This is a genomic window from Marinobacter xiaoshiensis, from assembly GCF_031631795.1.
Taxonomy (GTDB): Bacteria; Pseudomonadota; Gammaproteobacteria; order Pseudomonadales; family Oleiphilaceae; genus Marinobacter; species Marinobacter xiaoshiensis.
On sequence record NZ_JAVMBO010000003.1, the window covers coordinates 19,504 to 38,613 of the forward strand.

Genomic DNA, 19,110 nt, shown 5'->3' on the forward strand with positions numbered 1-19,110 from the left:
AGGACGACTGCTTCATCCAAGTGATAACCGCGCCGCGGCGGGGGCTGGCGCGCAGGGAAGCACAGCGTTCTTGTGAGGAATATAAAAAGAGGCCGGGTCATATGGCAACCACAGCAGACCAAACACGCGAACGTTTCACCAACTTCACCCCTTACGAAATGAAAAAGGGTGAAGACTACATGAGTGCCGACATGCGGGAGCACTTCAAAGAGTTGCTGCTGCAATGGAAGCAGGAACTTATGGAAGAAGTGGATCGCACCATGCACCACATGCAGGAAGACGCAGCAAACTACGCGGATCCCAGCGACCGCGCAACCCAGGAAGAAGAGTTCAGCCTGGAACTGCGTACCCGCGACCGTGAGCGCAAACTGATCAAGAAGATTGACCAGACCATCGATCGCATCGACAAAGACGACTACGGCTTTTGCGATCAGTGCGGTGTAGAAATAGGCACTCGTCGCCTTGAGGCGCGCCCGACAGCAACACTGTGCATCGACTGCAAAACTCTTGCCGAAATCCGCGAGCGCCAAACTGGCATCTGATACGGCAAACCCGACCTGGCCGGCGCAGCCTGATGAGGCACAGCCGGCCACTGTGTCCACTCCATGACCAAACCGCACCAATACCGGGGTCGTTTCGCCCCCTCACCCACTGGCCCACTGCACTTTGGCTCTCTGGTTACTGCTCTGGCAAGCTACCTGGAAGCCAAATCCCGGAACGGCCAATGGCTGGTCCGCATTGAGGATCTTGACCCACTGAGGGAACCTCCGGAGGCAACCGGCCAAATTCTGAACAGCCTTGACGCCCATGGGCTTTTTCCTGACGAACCGGTACTTTTTCAGTCTCGCCGTCATGCTGCCTATCAGGCAGCCACGGAGCAACTACTCAGTAAAGGTTTTGCATACCGCTGCAGTTGCTCGCGCAAACAGCTTGAAGCACATAACGGCAGACACCCTCTGCACTGCAGGGAAGGCGGCAGCAAAAATGTCAACCAGCCTTTTGCCATACGCTTTGCGCTAAAGAACGAGATCTGCCACTGGCAAGATCAGTTATTGGGACCCCAAACACAGGTTGTTCGCGCAGAAATCGACGACCCGGTGATTGTGCGCAAGGAAGGCTTTTTTGCCTATCAACTCGCAGTGGAAGTAGATGATATTGAGCAAGGCATTACTGATGTAGTCCGGGGCTCCGACCTGCTGGACATGACAGCACAGCAAATACAGGTATACCGGGCGCTGGGCGCAAAACCGCCACGATGGCTGCACATACCTGTGATTGTTAACGAACAGGGACAAAAGCTCTCCAAACAAAACCACGCACCCGCCCTGGACAACCTCACCCCGGTCAAGAACCTGTACTCCGCTTTGGTTGCTCTTAATCAGCAACCCCCTGGATTCTTGCAGCACGGGTCGGTGGACGATCTTCTTCAATGGGGCTGCACCCACTGGAATCGAAGGGCCGTTCACCTGACATCCCGGTGACTGCCGTGGTATAAAGCCATTCACAATCCTCTGCGCGGATCGCATGCCGGATGTATATCTATCGCCTGGTTTTTTTGCTGGTTCTGGCCATCTATATTTTTTCGCCCAACATTCTTGATTGGTGGACCGCACCCGGGAATGCCTGGTACAGCCCCTTTGTGATTTGGGCCGCTCTGATTGCTGTCGGCTTCTGGCTCGAATGGCGACGGGATCCCAATGAGTTTTAGCGCTCCCGGGCTACTGCTCGCCAGCCTCCTCTACCTCATGCTCCTGTTCGGCATTGCCTGGAGTACCGAACGCGGCATCATTCCCCGTCGCTGGGTACGGCACCCACTGGTATACACACTCAGCCTCGGCGTTTACGCCGGCATATGGGCAGTGTATGCCGCAGTCGGACTGGCAGCGGAATCCGGATACGGCTTCCTTGCCTATTATCTGGGTATCAGCGGTGCCTTTCTATTAGCCCCGGTACTACTTAACCCCATCATGAGAATTGGCCGGGCCTACCAGCTCACCTCCCTTGCCGATTTGTTCGCCTACCGCTATCGCAGCCAATGGGCAGGCACGCTGGTTACTCTTTGCTCAGGCCTTGCCATCCTGTCGCTTCTGAGCATGCAGATACAGGCGGTATCGACATCAGCCAGCATTCTTGCCCCGGATACTTCTCCTCACCTGATCAGCATTATGTTCAGCTTGATTGTTGTGCTCTTCGCCATGCTGTTTGGCGCAAGACGCAATCAGGAAATGGAAAACCACCCCGGCCTGGTGGTGGCCATTGCCTTTGACTCCCTGGTAAAACTGGTCGCTCTGCTAGTGATTGGCGGCGTTGTGCTTTTCAGTGTGTTTGGCGGCATGGCTGGCCTTGAAACCTGGCTGACTGACAACACCACGCCCGCAACTGCGATGTCCATGAGTATTGACGATGGCAGCTGGCGCGCACTGATGCTGATGTCGTTCGCCGGGGCGCTGGTGTTACCCCACATGTACCACATGACTTTCAGTGAAAACCCCTCACAAAAGGCACTGGCTAAAGCCAGTTGGGGGCTACCGCTCTATCTCCTGCTGTTAGGCATTCCCGTACCACTGATTCTTTGGGGTGGCCAGGAACTGGCTGTGACCACCGGCCCCAACTTCTACAGTCTGGGCATTGCCCAGGCCCTGGAAAGCCCGGTACTGACAATGTTCATGTACATTGCAGGCCTGTCGGCCGCCAGTGGCCTGATGATCGTAAGCACTCTGGCTTTGGCTGGCATGGTTCTCAACCATGTTGTCCTGCCCCTGAAAACTCCTAAAGATCAAGGCGATATCTACCGCTGGCTGCAGTGGGTCAAGCGCATGCTGATTGCCGCTATCATCTTTCTGGCTTTACTGTTTCATGAAACCCTTGGCAAGAATCTGGACTTGTCCATTCTCGGGGCAATATCCCTCGCGGGAACACTACAGTTGCTGCCTGGCGCCTTGGGCGTCATCTACTGGCCGGAAGGGAACAGGCGAGGCCTGATTGCCGGGTTGCTAACCGGTTTGGCTATCTGGCTGATCACCTTGGTGCTGCCATTCTCCCACACCGCTAACCTGCTGGGCTGGCTGAACGCCCCCATAGTTCCGGATTATGGCAACTGGCACATCTTCACGTTTGTCAGCCTTACCGCGAACATTACCGTGTTTACCCTGACCTCGATGCTGAGCTCCAGCTCAAACGAAGAAACCAGTGCAGCCCAGGCCTGCTCCATGGGTGCCTTGTCACGCCCCCAGCGCCGCGAATTACTGGCAAGTTCGTCAGACGATTTCGAGCGCCAGTTGGCTGAGCCTCTTGGTTACGATGTTGCCAAACGCGAAATAGAGCGCGCTATCGGGCAATTGAAATTGCCGAGCGTGGAATACCGCCCCTATCAGCTGCGACGGCTGCGGGATCAGATCGAAATCAACCTGTCTGGCTTGCTTGGCCCGTCGGTCGCTCGGGATATGGTTAAGCGCCATCTTGGATTCAAACCTATGGCCCGCGGCGGCACCGCTCAGGATATTCGCTATGTAGAGCGCGCGCTCGGTGATTACCAGAACCAGCTAACAGGGCTGGCCGGAGAGCTGGACACTCTACGTCGACATTACCGGCAAACCCTTCAAAATCTGCCTATTCCTGCCTGTTCCGTTGGTGAAGACGGCGAAATATTGATGTGGAACCAGGCCATTGAAGAGCTCACCGGTATTACAGCAGACGATGTAGTCGGCGCACGATTAATGGCCCTGCCCGATCATTGGCACCACCTGCTTGATGATTTCAACAAAGGTGAAGATCTGCACCGCTACAAACACCGCCTGGATCTGCGAGGCCGCCCCCACTGGCTGAACTTGCACAAAGCGGCCCTGAGCGGCCCTGATCACCCGGATGGCGGCAGCGTCATTCTGGTGGAGGACCAAACTGAAACCCGCCTACTGGAAGATGAGCTGATGCATAGCGAACGGCTGGCTTCCGTAGGGCGTTTGGCCGCAGGCGTTGCCCACGAAATCGGCAACCCGGTAACGGGTATATCTTCCCTTGCCCAGAACCTGAAGCTGGAAACTGACAACCCGGACATCCTTGAGACCGCCAGTCAGATCCAACAGCAGACACGCCGCATATCAGCCATTTTACAATCGCTAATGAACTTCGCCCGCACGGGCAATCATTCCAGAACCAACCGGTATGAGCCTGTAAGCATCCGCCGCTGCGTAGATGAAGCCAGTAACCTCCTCTCCCTCAGCGATAAAGGAATGGGCATAAGCTACATAAATGACTGCCCCGACACGCTGCAGGTTCTGGGCGACGAACAACGGCTTGTACAGGTCTTTGTCAACCTGTTGGCCAACGCCCGTGATGCCTCACCCGATGGTGGCTCAATCCAGGTGACTGGCAAGCAAGACGGCTACTCGGCTATCATCGAGATCATTGATCAGGGCTCGGGCATACCCGCAGACCAGCTTGATCATGTATTCGAGCCCTTCTATACAACCAAGGCGTCCAACAAAGGAACGGGCCTTGGTCTGTCACTGGTGTACAGCATTATTGAAGAGCATTATGGGAATATTCAGGTTGAAAGCCCTGCCAATACCCAAACCGGGCTTGGCACCTGCGTACGATTGAAGTTGCCTGCTTACGAGCCGGAGACAGACTCCGCCACCACTCGCCCGAACGAAAGGTTCTGAGACTGCCATGCCCCGTATTTTGATCGTGGAAGATGAAGACATTATTCGCTCCGCTGTTCGCAAACTGCTGTTACACGCGGGCTATGAGGTTGAAGATGTCGGCTCGGTGGAAGAAGCCGAACAAAACCACGATCCTGACCAGTTCGACCTGATCATTTCAGACCTGCGCCTCCCCGGGGCTGCTGGTACCGAACTGATCAACCGTGCGCCAAACACACCCGTGTTAATCATGACCAGCTACGCCAGCCTGCGCTCAGCAGTGGACTCCATGAAAATGGGTGCCGTGGAATATATCGCCAAGCCTTTTGACCACGATGAAATGCTGGCCGCCGTAGAAAGCATTCTTGCCCGCACTGCCCCCACGCCCAATGAAAACCAAGGCACCCCAACGGCAACAGAAAACAGTGACCCGGCCAGCATCATGTACGGCCAATGCGAGCCTATGCAAAGGGTGTTCACGCTTATTCGCAAGGTAGCACCAACCGAGACAACCGTACTGGTTCAGGGGGAGTCGGGTACCGGTAAAGAGCTCGTGGCCCGCGCACTTCATCTTCTCAGTCCCCGTGCTACAAAACCGCTGATCTCGGTAAACTGCGCGGCCATTCCCGAAAGCCTCATCGAATCCGAACTGTTCGGACATGAAAAAGGCGCTTTCACCGGCGCAGTGTCCGCCAGAACCGGCCTGATCGAAGCTGCGGATGGCGGCAGTTTGTTCCTGGACGAAATTGGTGAGTTACCTGCGGAGGCGCAGGCACGCTTGCTACGGGTTCTGCAGGAAGGCGAAATTCGCAAGGTGGGCTCAACCCAGAGCCAAAAAGTGAATGTGCGCATGATAGCGGCCACCCACCGAAACCTGAAAGCAATGACCCGCACCGGAGAGTTCCGGGAAGACCTCTACTATCGCCTGAACGTAATGCAGATACGGATTCCGCCGCTGCGTGACCGCCAGAGCGATATTCTGGGCCTTGCCCGTCGTTTTCTAGTCACCCAGGGCAGCAAAGTGGGCCGACCCAACCTGAACCTGAGCCCCGAAGCCATGCGAGCACTTGAACGGCACCGCTGGCCGGGTAATGTTCGGGAGTTGGAGAATGCCATCGAGCGCGCCAGCATCCTCAGCGATGGGGACATCATTACGCCGTCGCTGCTGGATCTCGATAGTGAGGGTGGTGATGAGTACATCCCCGAATCATTGGTAGCAGGCAACAATGAGCAACTCCAGGCTCGGGAACCCGATAGTGCAAACGACCTGTCCCTCGAAGACTACTTTCAGCATTTTGTACTGGAAAACCAGGATCGCATGAGTGAAACAGAGCTGGCTCAGAAGTTGGGCATTAGCCGGAAATCCCTGTGGGAACGGCGACAGCGCCTTGGCATTCCGCGGAAGAAGACCTCTGGCAACTGACCTCCCGCAAAGGTCGAGCCCCTCCACCGTCAAGCCATAGTATGAACCGCCACTCAGATGTTACCGCATGTTCCTCTTGGTAACACTTCCCAGAGAAAGCACAGCTAGTGGGTAACACTTATATCGAGTACGGGGTAACACTTACATCATGAAAACTCCCAACCATCTGTTAATTAACGATATTTAAATTTTGGCACAGCAACTGCACTCTATTTAAGCGCACGACAACAAAAACAACAGTGACAATGCAGCGCCTCAACAAAAACAAAAAGCTGCGGGAATGCGTTCAGCAACAAAAACAAAAATAGAACGTGAGCGAACTGAGTGTTTTGGGTACTTTGCTTTTTTGGTAGTCCCTTGGCTTGTGTGAGTTGTAGAGATGCAGAGAAGAATCACCCTTGAGGTGACGCAGCACCTACCAATAACTTGCTCGATGTCTTTGACTGCTCATTGTGTTCAAAGCTTTCCGTTTGCACTACTGAGAAGCCCTGGTTTTGGGGATACACAGTGGGGTAAAAAAACGAAGAAAAATCCCGAACAAAAATAAAAACAATGCAGATCGTCAACGTTTTGAGGGCGGATTCGTGTAAGCGAATCCGCCTTTTGATTATTCGGGGTATGCAAGATTCCACGGCAAACGTGTGCAAATCCTGCTCAAACCGTTAAACTCTCGGTTTTGCTCAACGCAACCACGGATTTCAATGTCAAAAACACTTTCCTCCATTTTCGAGCAATCCGTCGATAAGCTCCGCTCCTTCATCCCCGGCAACGGGAAGAAAAAGGCTCGAGCCTACCAACGACGCGAGATTCCCAGGGATCAGCACAACGTCTCACGTTCTGTTATCAGTGAGCCCGCCAAGAAGGTTCTCAGCCGACTCAATAACTCCGGCTATGAGGCATACCTTGTTGGCGGAGGCGTACGCGACGCGCTCCTTGGACGACAGCCCAAAGATTTTGACATAGCCACCAACGCCACCCCGGAGGAAGTGCACGACCTGTTCCGCAACTCCCGACTCATAGGCCGGCGCTTTCGGATCGTTCACGTTGTTTTCGGGCGCGAGGTTATCGAAGTAACTACCTTCCGCGGCAATGCGACAGACGCAGATGACAGCAACACGGATGATGATCGCAAAACCAGCGAGCATGGCCTGTTACTGCGAGACAATGTTTACGGCAACCTCGAAGAAGATGCACTGCGCCGGGACTTCACCGTCAACGCACTTTATTACTGCATCCGGAACTTTACCGTTGTCGACTTTGCAAACGGCATGGAAGATCTCCAAAACCGGCAACTCCGGCTAATTGGCGACCCCGAAACCCGCTACCGCGAAGACCCTGTGCGCATGCTTCGCGCAATCCGCTTCGCCGCAAAGATGGATTTTGACATTGAGCCCGAAACAGAAGCACCCATTCGGGCACTGGCACCATTACTGACTCACATCCCACCAGCGCGCTTGTTTGAAGAAGTTCTGAAGCTGTTTTCAGCCGGCTACGGCGAAGCAACCTACGAGCTTCTCAGCCACTACAACCTGCTGGAACCACTATTTCCTGAAACCGTAAAAGCCATCGAAGCCGGGGAGTCGGATGAACTGATTCGTCAGGCATTGCGCAATACCGACAGCCGTATAGCCCAAGGGAAGTCCGTCACACCCTACTTTTTGTTTGCCGCCATGCTCTGGCCTGCGCTGCAAAGAGAATGGAACCACCGCCAGGATAACGGCGACCCGGTGCAGCCAGCTCTGCACGGTGCAATCGGCAAGGTCATTGGCCGCCAGGTACAGGCAACGTCTATACCCAAGCGTTTTTCTGGCCCCATGAAGGAAATCTGGGAACTCCAGATGCGCCTGCCCCGCCGCCAAGGCAAGCGAGCGTTTGTAACCATGAGCCACCCAAGATTCCGCGCCGCCTACGACTTCCTGCTGGTCAGGGAAGATTGTGGTGAGATCGAGCCAGGTCTGGGCCAGTGGTGGACAGAGTTTCAGCGTATGGACGAGCGTGGCCAAGAGCGCATGCTTTCAGAACTCAGCAGCGACGCCCCTAAAAAGCGCCGTCGCCGCAAACCGGTAAAGCGGCCTGCACCCTGATGAAAACCGATGCCTTCATTGGCCTGGGCAGTAATCTGCAAGAGCCCGTCGCCCAGCTGGCAAGGGCGGTTGCAGAACTGGCCGCCCTACCCACGACAACACTGGTCGCACAATCGCCCTTTTACGCCAGTAGCCCTGTCGGCCCCCAGGATCAGCCAGATTTCGTGAACGGTACCGCGTGGATTTCCACCGAACTTGAGCCCCACGCCCTGCTCGATCAACTTCAGGCCATTGAACAGGCCCACGGGCGGGAACGGCTGGAACATTGGGGGCCCCGCACGCTTGATCTTGACCTGCTGATATTCGGCAACCAGGTTCTGGATGACGACCGGCTTACCGTTCCCCACCGAGAGCTCCCCAACCGGGATTTTGTCCTTCAGCCGCTTTTGGACCTGAATCCGGGCCTGAAGTTGCCTGACGGCACCACAATCGCTAACTTGAGGGCACAATGCCCTGACAACCGGTTGCGCAAACTTCCACCTCGGGATTACCCTTAGCAGTTACATAGCAACTAAACGCCGGTCATCCCGGCACGGTCTTGGCCCACCTACCCAAAAGGCAAGGATATTATGGCTGTTACCATCAACACCCTGCTGGAATACAAACAAAAGGGCGAAGCCTTCTCCGCCCTCACCTCTTATGACTCTACCTTTGCTCAGGTAGTGAGCGAAGCCGGTGTGGACGTTATTCTGATCGGCGACTCGCTGGGCATGGTGCTTCAAGGCCACGACAGCACCTTGCCCGTAACCATGGATCAGATCGTATATCACGTTAGCTGTGTAGCCAAAGGCAACCGCGGCTCGCTGATCATGGCCGACATGCCTTTCATGAGTTATGGCACTGTAGAGGCAGCCCTTGAAAATGCGGCAGAACTCATGCGCGCTGGCGCCCACATGGTCAAACTGGAAGGCACCGACTGGATGAAAGACACCATCAGCGCGTTGAGCGAGCGAGCTGTACCGGTATGCGCGCACTTGGGCCTAACCCCTCAGTTCGTCAATAAATTTGGCGGCTACAAGGTTCAAGGTCGCGATGAAAAGGCCGCGGAGTTGATGATCAACCACGCTTGCGAGCTGGTAGCAGCCGGCGCTGACGTTATTCTGTTGGAATGTGTTCCTGCACCGCTGGCCGCCCGCATTGCCAAAGCTGTTACAGCACCTGTGATCGGCATTGGTGCCGGCGCAGATACCGATGGCCAGATTCTGGTGCTGCACGACATGCTGGGAGTTACCACAGGCAGAAAGCCACGGTTTGTGAAAAATTTCCTGGCAGAGACTGACTCTATTCAGGAAGCCATTGCCGCCTACGATAAAGCCGTACGTGAGCGCACCTTCCCCGCCGAGGAGCATACGTTCAAGGCATGAGAACCGTCCATTCATTGAAAGAGCTGCGCGCCATCCTCCGCGGTTACCGCCAGCAGGAAAAAACCATTGGCCTGGTGCCTACCATGGGCAACCTGCATGAGGGGCATATCTCACTGGTTCGCAAAGCTGCCGAAGCAGCAGACGTTGTGGTCACCAGTATCTTCGTGAACCCGATGCAGTTTGGTGCCAACGAAGATCTGGACACCTACCCACGCACCCTGATCGATGATCAGAACAAACTCGATGAAGCGGGAAACACTCTGGTCTTTGCACCCTCTGCGGAAGAAGTTTACCCGGACGGTCTTGCCCGGCACACCCGTGTCATAGTTCCTGATGTCAGTGATGGCCACTGCGGAGCCAGCCGCTCAGGGCACTTTGAAGGCGTTGCAACGGTGGTTTCTGTCTTGTTCAACATGATCCAGCCGGATTTCGCCGTATTCGGCGAAAAAGATTTTCAGCAGCTGGCGGTAATTCGCAAGATGGTGCGAGACTTGATGATTCCGGTTGAAGTCATCGGCGCACCCACTGTGCGGGAAGATGACGGCCTGGCCAAAAGCTCACGCAATGGCTACCTCTCTGCAGAAGACCGCAAGACTGCGCCGGTTATATACCAAGTGCTGCAGGCTACTGCAGCCAAGATTGTTGATGGGCGCGATGACTTCCTTGCGCTCGCACAAGAGGCTGGTGAAAGCCTGGGGGCAGCTGGGCTGCGCCTTGATTACTTCAACATTGCAAACAGCCAGACTCTGAAGCCCGCCACGCAGGAAGACAGGGAAGTGACACTGCTGGCTGCCGCTTATCTTGGCTCCACCCGACTGATTGATAACATCTCAGTAACCCGCTGAAGCCTTATGCCAAAATACCAGGAAAGGACTCTATGATGATTTCGCCAGACGCTGCATTGACATCGTCTCCCGAATGGCAGGCGCTAGTGGCATGCAGGGAAAGCCTGCAAAACTGCCCCATGAAGACGCTTTTTGTGGATGACCCGGAGCGAGCAAGCCGGTATTTCATTGAAGGTGCCGGCCTCTCTCTGGATTTTTCCAGAAACCGGCTTACCGATGAGTCCCTTGGCGCACTGATGGCTCTGGCACGCAGTCGGAAGCTTGAAGATCGCAGGGCCGCCTTACTGCGCGGCGACAAGGTGAACATTACCGAGGGCCGCCCAGCACTGCACACAGCGCTGCGCAACCCCGGAACAGACACTCTTGTTGTCGGCGGCCAGGATGTAATTGCGGAAGTGAACGCCACCCTGGATCGTATGGAGACGTTCGTAACGGAGGTGCTGAACCACTCGCGCACCGGTTATACCGGCAAGGCGTTCACCGACGTAGTCAGCATTGGCATTGGCGGCTCGTTTCTGGGCCCCAAGCTGGTCACCGAAGCGCTACAGCCGTATCGGACACCCGGCATTCGCTGCCACTATGTGGCCAACATTGACGGCACAGAAATCAGCGAAACCCTGGCAAAAGTACATCCTGAAACCACTCTTTTTCTGGTTCAGTCGAAATCCTTTGGCACCAGAGAGACGCTGGAAAACAGCAAAGTCGCGCGAAAGTGGTTTATAGAGTGCAGCGGTAACGAGCAGGCTGTCGCCAGCCACTTTATGGCGGTTACTGCCAACGTAAATGCCGCACAGAAATTCGGCATAGACCCTGACAACGTATTCCCCATGTGGGACTGGGTTGGTGGCCGATACTCACTTTGGTCGGCGATTGGGTTGCCTGTAGCACTCTCCATTGGAATGGATAACTTCCGGGCTCTGCTCGCTGGCGCCCACGCCATGGACAACCATTTCAGGGACACTCCCCTGGAAAAGAATCTACCCGTTGTGATGGCCATGCTGGGCATCTGGTACAGCAATTTCTGGGGCGCGGAAACCCACGCCATACTGCCCTACGACCACTACCTGCGCAGCTTGCCAGATCACCTTCAGCAACTGGATATGGAAAGCAGCGGCAAACGGGTTAATCAACAAGGCAAGCCTCTGAACTACCACTCAGGCCCTGTCATCTGGGGCGGTGTAGGTGCCAATGGCCAGCACGCTTACCACCAACTGATTCACCAAGGCACCCGGTTGATTTCGGCCGACTTCATAATTCCTCTGCAAACCCACAACCCGGTTGCGACCCATCATGCCGACTTGTTCGCCAACTGCCTGGGCCAGTCCCGGGCCATGATGGCCGGCAAAACACTGGAAGAAGCTAAAGCGGAACTGGCAGCCAGCGGTCTGACGGAAGCAGAAGTTGACCGCCTCGCGCCACATAAGGTGATCCCTGGCAATCAGCCCAGCAACACGCTGATGATGAGCAAAGTAACTCCGGAAACCGTCGGCGCGCTGATCGCCCTGTATGAACACCGAACCTTTGTGCAGGGCGTTATCTGGGACCTTGATTCGTTTGATCAGTGGGGAGTCGAGCTGGGCAAGAAGCTGGGTGAAAACATTCGGCCAAGACTGCTTGGGGCTGAAAAGTCAGATGAGGCAACTGACAGCGCTACAGACAACCTGATAGCGCTATTCCGCTCAGCAAACAGCGGTTGAAATCACCCTGCCCTGCCAGCTGAAGTTAACCGGCCAGAGCTTCTGGCCGGTATTATAAGCCTGCCAAAGCTCAAGGTAGCTCTTGCGGCATATAGGGTGCTTCACTCCCGGGGCAATATCTGCCAGGGGCCGCAACACAAACGCGTTTTTAAGTATCTCGCTCCTGGGTAATTCCACGCCATCGAGACGACCTACTGCCTCCCCATAGGTCAGAATATCCAGATCCAGCGTTCTCGCGCTGAACTTGGGAGCTTCCGGTCGTCGACCGTTTTCGGCCTCCAGCTGCTTGAAGTGCTGCGAAAGCTCACCCACTGCGAGATTGGTCTTCACGCCCACCACCAGGTTCAGGAATGGCGAACCATCAAACCCTACCGCTTCGCTCTCATACACTGGAGAAATCTCCAGCTCACCAAACCAGCCTGCCAGAGCATCCAGAGCCGCTTTCACATAGCGCTCGCGGTCGATATTGCTGCCGACACTGATATATACAGGAACCTGATCAGGCATTACCGGGTACTCCTTTGCATGCAGTCCGTTCAATGCAAACACCGACAGATCGGGCTGCAGGCACAGCTCCGGGCTTGCGCAGCGTTAACCTCAGCCAGCCAATTCCGAACTCTCTTTGCAGTTTCTCTGCAAGAACCTCGGCACCGTGCTCCAACAGCTTTGGTTTGAGCTCTTTCAGACAGTGCTCTACACACTCACTGACCGATGCGTAATCAAGCGCATCCGTGACATCATCAGACGCACCGGGAATTCGGTTATCCCAAGACATTTCGAGATCTACAACCAGAGCCTGGGTTACATCGCGCTCCCAGTCGTATACTCCTACCACGGTTTCTACAACCAGGCCTTCGATCAATACGCTGTCTGCCAAGAGGGCTCCCGGGGCAATCCCACACACTGCTGATTGAATAACGTACAAACTGCGACTACTGTAACGTCGCCAGCCTGTAAATTGAGGGCCGGCATTTTCGCACATTTTACCCTCACACGTCTTCGTCTCTGAGCGCACAAATGTTCCTGAGTGACCCCGTAATAACTGTTCTGCTTTGTATGTGCGCCTACCTGGGGGGCTCAGTACTGTTTGCGCTGCCGGTATGCAAGATTTGGGGGCTGCCCGACCCTCGGGCACAGGGCTCAGGCAATCCCGGGGCCACCAATGTTTATCGCACCGGGGGCTGGCGCCCGGCACTGATTACTCTGACACTGGATGCCGCCAAAGGCTGGCTGCCAGTCTGGCTCGCATATAATGCAGGTCTGTCTGCCTTGACTCAGGCAATGGTGGCGCTCTTCGCGGTTACCGGGCATATGATCCCGGTCTTCTATCGATTCAAAGGGGGCAAAGGGGTTGCAACAGCCCTTGGTGCAGGCCTTGCTCTGGCTCCGGTCACCACTGCCTCCATGGCTACACTCTGGCTGCTGGTCATTTGGCGCTGGCGAATCTCGGCGTTAGCCTCTGTGATCGCCATTGTCAGCGGCCCCCTGATAAGCGCATTCATAGAACCGGAAACTCTCCCCATGTTCGGCTTGCTGGCGATCCTGGTTGTTGTGCGCCACCGCAACAACCTGATCCGGCTGGCACAAGGCCGGGAAACCAGCCTCTAGCTCATTCCACCAGCCCGTTCACCCGGGCCTCACTGAGGGGTGGCAATGTGTTCATTGGCCATCTCGGCACGGCTACAATGCGCTCTCCGTCACGCTGGCCTGCCTTCATGCGCTGGGCCCCGGCATACGCAATCATCGCTCCATTATCTGTGCAAAACTCCGGACGCGCATAAAACACATAGGCACGGAGCTTTTCAGCCATTTTCTCCAGGCCGGCCCGCAACCGCTTGTTGGCACTTACGCCACCTGCAATCACCAGCCGGTCACAGCCAGTTTGCTCCAGCGCTCTACGGCATTTGATCACCAAGGTATCTACGGCAGCTGTTTCAAATGCCAAGGCAATGTCAGCCCGAACCTGGTCACTCAGGCCCTCCGCCGTCTTTTTCTCCCCATTGACTGTATTCAGCGTAAAGGTTTTCAAGCCACTGAAACTGAAATCCAACCCTGGACGATCGGTCATAGGCCTGGGAAAACGGTAACGGCCAGGCACGCCCTTTTCCGCCAGCGCCGCGACCCGAGGGCCACCCGGGTAATCCAGCCCCAGCATCTTTGCAGTTTTATCGAAAGCCTCACCTGCAGCGTCGTCTACCGACTCCCCAAGCATCTGGTATTCCCCTATACCATCCACCCGCACCAGCTGTGTGTGCCCTCCCGACACCAGCAAAGCAACAAACGGAAAGGCTGGCGGGTTGTCTTCCAGCATGGGAGCCAACAAATGGCCCTCCATGTGGTGTACTCCCAGCACCGGGATACCGAGAGCAAAACCCATAGCATGGGCCACCGAGCCGCCCACCATTAGCGCACCAATCAAGCCTGGCCCTGCGGTGTAGGCAATCCCGTCAATGTCGTCACGAACATGACCAGCCTCTGCAAGCACCTGCTCACACAAGGGCAACAGTTTGCGAACGTGGTCACGGGATGCCAGCTCTGGCACTACGCCGCCATAATCAGCGTGCATATCGATCTGGCTGAACAAAGCGTGGCTCAAAAGCCCCTTTTCAGTGTCGAACAACGCAACACCGGTTTCATCACAGGAAGTCTCAATACCCAGAATCAGCATATAACCTGGCCACATAGGTTGGCGTAAATGAATAAACGAGCTGCATTTTAGCAGAAACCCGAAACTCACTGGCAGTTTCATCGAACAAACATTGACCTTGCCACGACCGAGGCGCTATCATTGCCGCCCTAAATTACGAACTGGTCGAGTTTTAGCCAATCTGACCAGGGATCGAGCCAGTCTGGCACCGCCAGATGCGCATCTAAATGAAACCGAATCTATCAGGTAGGTGATTGTCGAATGCCAGCTGTTAAAGTGAAAGAGAATGAACCGTTTGACGTAGCATTGCGTCGCTTCAAGCGCTCCTGCGAAAAAGCAGGTGTACTTTCAGAAGTACGTCGTCGTGAGCACTACGAGAAGCCGACTTCCGTTCGCAAGCGTAAAGCTGCTGCTGCCGTTAAGCGTCATCTCAAGAAGCTTCAGCGGGAACAGCGCAAGTTCGAGCGTCTGTACTGAGTTACCGCAGACGCCGCTTGACTGCAAAGCACTGATTGCCTGTACAGCCACAGGCTGCACAGAGCGACCAAGAAATGCCGCCGGGGCCTGGCTTCGGCGGCATTTTTGGCTGTTGGCCCTCGTACGCCACGGGCCTGATGTGGAGCCATTATGAGCGGACTGATCCCCCAACGCTTTGTCGAAGACCTGCTCGACCGGGTAGATCTGGCAGAGCTGATCGGCTCGCGCATCACTCTCAAAAAGGCTGGCGCCAACTACAAGGCGTGCTGCCCGTTTCACGATGAGAAAACGCCCTCGTTCAATGTGAGGCCAGATAAAGGCTTTTATCACTGTTTTGGGTGTGGCGCCCATGGTGACGCCATAAGCTTTGTGCGTGAATTTGAAGGTTTGGGCTTTACCCATGCTGTAGAAGAGCTAGCCCGCCGAGCGGGGCTCGAAGTGCCGTACGATGAGGCGGCCAAGCATGAAATACAGCAAGCGCGCACCCTGACCGACGCACTGGACTTTGCCAGCCGCTTCTATCAATCGGCGCTTAACGGCCAGCAAGGCTCTTTCGCCCGCGACTACTTAAAGCAGCGGGGGCTGGACGACAGCATTATCAAGCAGTACCAGGTGGGCTATGCGCCTGCCACAGGCACCGCATTATTTGATGTTGCCAGCAAAGACTTGCAGGGACCGCTGATCGAAACCGGCACCGTCTCGGACAAGTACGGCAGGCCAAGGGATCTTTTCCGCAACCGGGTCATGTTTCCTATTCGGAACAGCCGGGGTAAAACCATCGCCTTCGGCGGACGGACTCTCGGTGATGACAAAGCCAAATACATCAACTCTCCGGAGTCGGATGTATTTCACAAAAGCCGTGAAATATTCGGCCTGTTTGAAGCAAAGCAGGCCCTGAAGCAGCTCGACAAGCTGCTCGTGGTAGAAGGCTACATGGACGTTATTGCCCTGGCGCAAAACGGCATTCACTACGCCGTAGCGACCTTGGGCACAGCTACGAACCAGGACAGCCTCACCGCCCTGCTGAGACAGGTACGGCATATTGTATTCTGTTTCGATGGCGACCAGGCCGGATTCCGAGCAGCCGACAAGGCCATGGAAAACGCCCTGGAACTGATGGCAGACGGGTTACACCTGCAATTCCTGATGCTGCCAGAAGGCGAAGACCCGGACACCCTGGTGCGCAAGGAAGGTCCGGATGCGTTCCAGAAGCGCATCGATGGCGCAACGCCGTTCTCGCGGTATCTGTTTGATCGTCAGAGCGAAGGGCTGGATCTTCAGCTACCAGAAAATCGGGGCGAGCTGAGGGCGAGAACGGAGCCGCTCCTGAACAAAATGCCCAGAAGCACCCTCAGGGATGCAATGTGGCACGAAATGCTTCGGCTCTGCGGGGGCCGTAGCCAGTGGCAAGGCCGTAAGCCCCAACAACAGGGCAACTGGAAAGGCGAACGCCGCGACCGGGTTACGGAAGAGCGCATCGATGTAAAGTTGAGCAAAGACAGCATCTTGTGCCTTGCCCTGCTGGAAGCGCCAGATCTGGCCACTGAAGTTACCGAACTGGCGCGCAGCTCGCGCCAATTTAATCAGGCTATGACATTTGCCGGTTTTATTCTGGAGCGAAAAATCCGGGACCGGAAATCACTTATAACAACGCTGGCAATGGATAGCCAGGCACGCGAACGGTTCTACAATCTGTTTGATGGCATTGAGCACATCCCAACCCGGGAAAGCACGCTGGCCGCAGCACGAGAACTGTTGAGCCCCAACGAAGAAGCAACAAGACAGCAAAAGCTGGCTACACTTTTACGTAACTTCGCAAATCTTACCGCCGACGAACGGCAGGAACTGCGAGAGCTTAGCGGGGGAACCCCGGAGAGCAGCACTTGAAACTTTGCGCATTGATCACCATCTAACCATTCGGTGGCAGTGCATTAGAGCGACAGCTATAATGGCTGTTTCATTTTTTATTTATTTAAGCGAGTTCACAGGGTGTCTATGTCAGGCAATTCGCAGAAATCACGTTTGAAAGACCTCATCGCACGAGGCAAGGAACAAGGCTACCTGACTTACGCCGAGGTAAACGACCACCTCCCGGAAGACATTGCCGATCCGGATCAGGTCGAAGACATCATTCGCATGATCAACGATATGGGCATTCAGGTATCCGAAGTGGCGCCGGATGCCGATACCTTGCTGATGACCGACGGTGACTCCACCGCAGACGAAGCTGCTGCCGCCGAAGCCGCCGCCGCTCTCGCCGCCGTGGAATCCGACGCCGGTCGCACCACAGACCCTGTACGCATGTATATGCGCGAAATGGGTACAGTGGAACTGCTGACCCGCGAAGGCGAGATCGTTATTGCCAAGCGCATCGAAGAAGGCATTCGCGATGTTATGGCAGCCGTAGCCCACTTCCCGGGCACCGTCGGCACCGTTATCCAGGCCTATGACCGCATCATCGAGAATGAAGGTCGTATTACCGACATCATCACAGGCTTCCTGGACCCGGACGACGCAGAACCGTTCATGCCGGAACCGCCAGCCAAGCCCGAAGCTTCCACTGACGACACATCTGACGAAGATGCAGACGACGATGCAGAAGAGGAAGAGGAAGAACCAGAAAGCGGTCCAGATCCTGAAGAAACGCGCTTGCGGTTTGAGCTGCTGAAAGAAAAGCTGGAAGTAGCAGACAAATTGCTGGCCAAGCATGGCCGGGGCGACAAGAAAACCCAGGCAGCCCTGAACGATCTGGGCTTGGTTTTCGCACCCTTCAAACTGGGCAACAAGGCGTTTGACGAGCTGGTGAACGTTGTTCGCTCAACCAACGATCTGATACGCGAAAACGAACGCGCCATCATGAAGATCTGTGTGCGCGAGTGTAAAATGCCACGCAAGGACTTCATCAAATCATTCCCGGGCAACGAAGCAAACCAGGAATGGGGCGAGAAAATCGCCAAAAGCAAAAAGCCTTACGCTTCTGCCATTAACGAGCGCATGGACGAAATCGTCCGCCTCCAAAAGCGCATCATGAACGTGCAGATTGATGTGGACCTTGATGTTGTCGACATCAAAGAGATCAACCGTCGAGTTTCTATTGGCGAGGCAAGAGCCCGCCGCGCCAAGAAAGAAATGGTTGAGGCCAACCTGCGTCTGGTTATTTCTATCGCGAAGAAATACACCAACCGCGGTCTACAGTTCCTCGACCTGATCCAGGAAGGTAACATTGGCTTGATGAAAGCCGTCGACAAGTTTGAATACCGTCGTGGCTACAAATTCTCAACTTACGCCACCTGGTGGATTCGTCAGGCCATTACTCGCTCGATAGCGGATCAGGCTCGCACCATTCGTATTCCGGTGCACATGATTGAAACCATCAACAAGCTCAATCGTATTTCTCGCCAGATGCTGCAGGAAATGGGTCGCGAACCCACTCCAGAAGAGCTGGGTGAGCGTATGGAAATGCCAGAAGACAAGATCCGCAAGGTCCTGAAGATTGCCAAAGAGCCAATCTCCATGGAAACTCCGATCGGCGATGATGAAGACAGCCATCTGGGCGACTTTATCGAAGACATCCAGGCCCTTTCGCCGGTAGATTCTGCAACGGCTGAAGGCCTGCGCGAAGCTACTCGCTCGGTTCTCGCAGGCCTTACCGCCCGTGAGTCCAAGGTACTGCGCATGCGCTTCGGCATTGAGATGAACACGGACCACACACTGGAAGAAGTCGGCAAACAGTTCGACGTAACCCGTGAGCGAATCCGCCAGATCGAAGCCAAGGCACTGCGCAAATTGCGCCACCCTTCCCGCTCCGATCACCTGCGTGGCTTTATAGACGATCAGGGCAACGGATAAAGCAGCACACAACAGTAGCGGGCGCCGCACCTCCCCGGTATAATGGCGCCCGCTTTGCTTCCCTCAAGGGAAAATACTTTCCAA

17 protein-coding genes are annotated in these 19,110 nt (G+C 55.3%); 14 read left to right on the forward strand and 3 right to left on the reverse strand.

The genetic code is table 11. The annotated features are described in order from the left end of the window. Positions 1–101: 101 nt before the first annotated feature. The 10 genes from dksA (at position 102) to pgi (ending at position 12,053) form a co-directional block, all read left to right on the forward strand. Positions 102–542: an RNA polymerase-binding protein DksA gene (dksA, locus tag RKA07_RS00100; RefSeq protein WP_200203589.1), complete on the forward strand. Its 441-nt coding sequence runs from the start codon at positions 102–104 to the stop codon at positions 540–542. A 63-nt stretch (positions 543–605) separates the two neighbouring features. Beyond that, positions 606–1,481 (forward strand): tRNA glutamyl-Q(34) synthetase GluQRS, encoded by an 876-nt coding sequence (gene gluQRS, locus RKA07_RS00105; protein WP_310965239.1) that lies wholly within the window; start codon positions 606–608, stop codon positions 1,479–1,481. A gap of 50 nt (positions 1,482–1,531) precedes the next feature. Continuing rightward, positions 1,532–1,708 (forward strand): hypothetical protein, encoded by a 177-nt coding sequence (locus tag RKA07_RS00110; protein WP_310965240.1) that lies wholly within the window; start codon positions 1,532–1,534, stop codon positions 1,706–1,708. Then, positions 1,698–4,661, forward strand: coding sequence for an ATP-binding protein (locus tag RKA07_RS00115; protein ID WP_227714988.1), 2,964 nt, complete (start codon positions 1,698–1,700; stop codon positions 4,659–4,661). The genes RKA07_RS00110 and RKA07_RS00115 overlap by 11 nt, the downstream gene beginning before the upstream one ends. A 7-nt stretch (positions 4,662–4,668) precedes the next feature. Beyond that, positions 4,669–6,063, forward strand: a complete 1,395-nt coding sequence (locus RKA07_RS00120) for a sigma-54-dependent transcriptional regulator (protein ID WP_310965241.1) — start codon at positions 4,669–4,671, stop codon at positions 6,061–6,063. Between the two features lie 701 nt (positions 6,064–6,764). Beyond that, positions 6,765–8,147, forward strand: coding sequence for a polynucleotide adenylyltransferase PcnB (gene pcnB, locus RKA07_RS00125; protein WP_227714987.1), 1,383 nt, complete (start codon positions 6,765–6,767; stop codon positions 8,145–8,147). Next, positions 8,147–8,644: a 2-amino-4-hydroxy-6-hydroxymethyldihydropteridine diphosphokinase gene (folK, locus tag RKA07_RS00130; protein WP_200203576.1), complete on the forward strand. Its 498-nt coding sequence runs from the start codon at positions 8,147–8,149 to the stop codon at positions 8,642–8,644. The genes pcnB and folK (RKA07_RS00130) overlap by 1 nt, the downstream gene beginning before the upstream one ends. Before the next feature lie 72 nt (positions 8,645–8,716). After that, positions 8,717–9,511: a 3-methyl-2-oxobutanoate hydroxymethyltransferase gene (gene panB / locus RKA07_RS00135; RefSeq protein WP_310965242.1), complete on the forward strand. Its 795-nt coding sequence runs from the start codon at positions 8,717–8,719 to the stop codon at positions 9,509–9,511. Then, positions 9,508–10,356, forward strand: coding sequence for a pantoate--beta-alanine ligase (gene panC / locus RKA07_RS00140; protein WP_200203574.1), 849 nt, complete (start codon positions 9,508–9,510; stop codon positions 10,354–10,356). The genes panB and panC overlap by 4 nt, the downstream gene beginning before the upstream one ends. A gap of 35 nt (positions 10,357–10,391) precedes the next feature. Next, positions 10,392–12,053 carry a glucose-6-phosphate isomerase gene (gene pgi, locus RKA07_RS00145; RefSeq protein WP_310965530.1) on the forward strand — a complete coding sequence of 554 codons (1,662 nt, stop codon included), beginning with the start codon at positions 10,392–10,394 and terminating at the stop codon, positions 12,051–12,053. Here pgi and folK (RKA07_RS00150) read toward each other — a convergent pair. Next, the gene (gene folK, locus RKA07_RS00150; RefSeq protein ID WP_200203571.1) at positions 12,036–12,560 is read right to left on the reverse strand and encodes a 2-amino-4-hydroxy-6-hydroxymethyldihydropteridine diphosphokinase; all 525 of its coding nucleotides are present in this window, start codon (positions 12,558–12,560) and stop codon (positions 12,036–12,038) included. The two genes, pgi and folK (RKA07_RS00150), sit on opposite strands and share 18 nt — an antisense overlap. After that, a complete protein-coding gene (gene folB / locus RKA07_RS00155) occupies positions 12,553–12,930 on the reverse strand; it encodes a dihydroneopterin aldolase (protein WP_227714984.1) in 378 nt (125 codons plus the stop codon). The genes folK (RKA07_RS00150) and folB overlap by 8 nt, the downstream gene beginning before the upstream one ends. 140 nt (positions 12,931–13,070) lie before the next feature. On the opposite strand from folB, the gene plsY reads away from it, so the two are divergent. Then, positions 13,071–13,661, forward strand: coding sequence for a glycerol-3-phosphate 1-O-acyltransferase PlsY (gene plsY / locus RKA07_RS00160; protein ID WP_200371708.1), 591 nt, complete (start codon positions 13,071–13,073; stop codon positions 13,659–13,661). A 1-nt stretch (position 13,662) separates the two neighbouring features. Here plsY and tsaD read toward each other — a convergent pair whose 3' ends face one another. Further along, entirely contained in the window at positions 13,663–14,721 is a 1,059-nt protein-coding gene (tsaD, locus tag RKA07_RS00165) for a tRNA (adenosine(37)-N6)-threonylcarbamoyltransferase complex transferase subunit TsaD (RefSeq protein ID WP_200203566.1), read from the reverse strand. A 240-nt stretch (positions 14,722–14,961) separates the two neighbouring features. On the opposite strand from tsaD, the gene rpsU reads away from it, so the two are divergent. From rpsU to rpoD, 3 genes are all read left to right on the forward strand, one after another. Continuing rightward, positions 14,962–15,177: a 30S ribosomal protein S21 gene (gene rpsU / locus RKA07_RS00170; protein WP_072794797.1), complete on the forward strand. Its 216-nt coding sequence runs from the start codon at positions 14,962–14,964 to the stop codon at positions 15,175–15,177. Positions 15,178–15,327: 150 nt separating this feature from the next. Beyond that, the gene (gene dnaG / locus RKA07_RS00175; protein WP_310965243.1) at positions 15,328–17,064 is read left to right on the forward strand and encodes a DNA primase; all 1,737 of its coding nucleotides are present in this window, start codon (positions 15,328–15,330) and stop codon (positions 17,062–17,064) included. Between the two features lie 108 nt (positions 17,065–17,172). Then, the gene (gene rpoD, locus RKA07_RS00180) at positions 17,173–19,026 is read left to right on the forward strand and encodes an RNA polymerase sigma factor RpoD (protein ID WP_200203556.1); all 1,854 of its coding nucleotides are present in this window, start codon (positions 17,173–17,175) and stop codon (positions 19,024–19,026) included. Positions 19,027–19,110 lie beyond the last annotated feature (84 nt).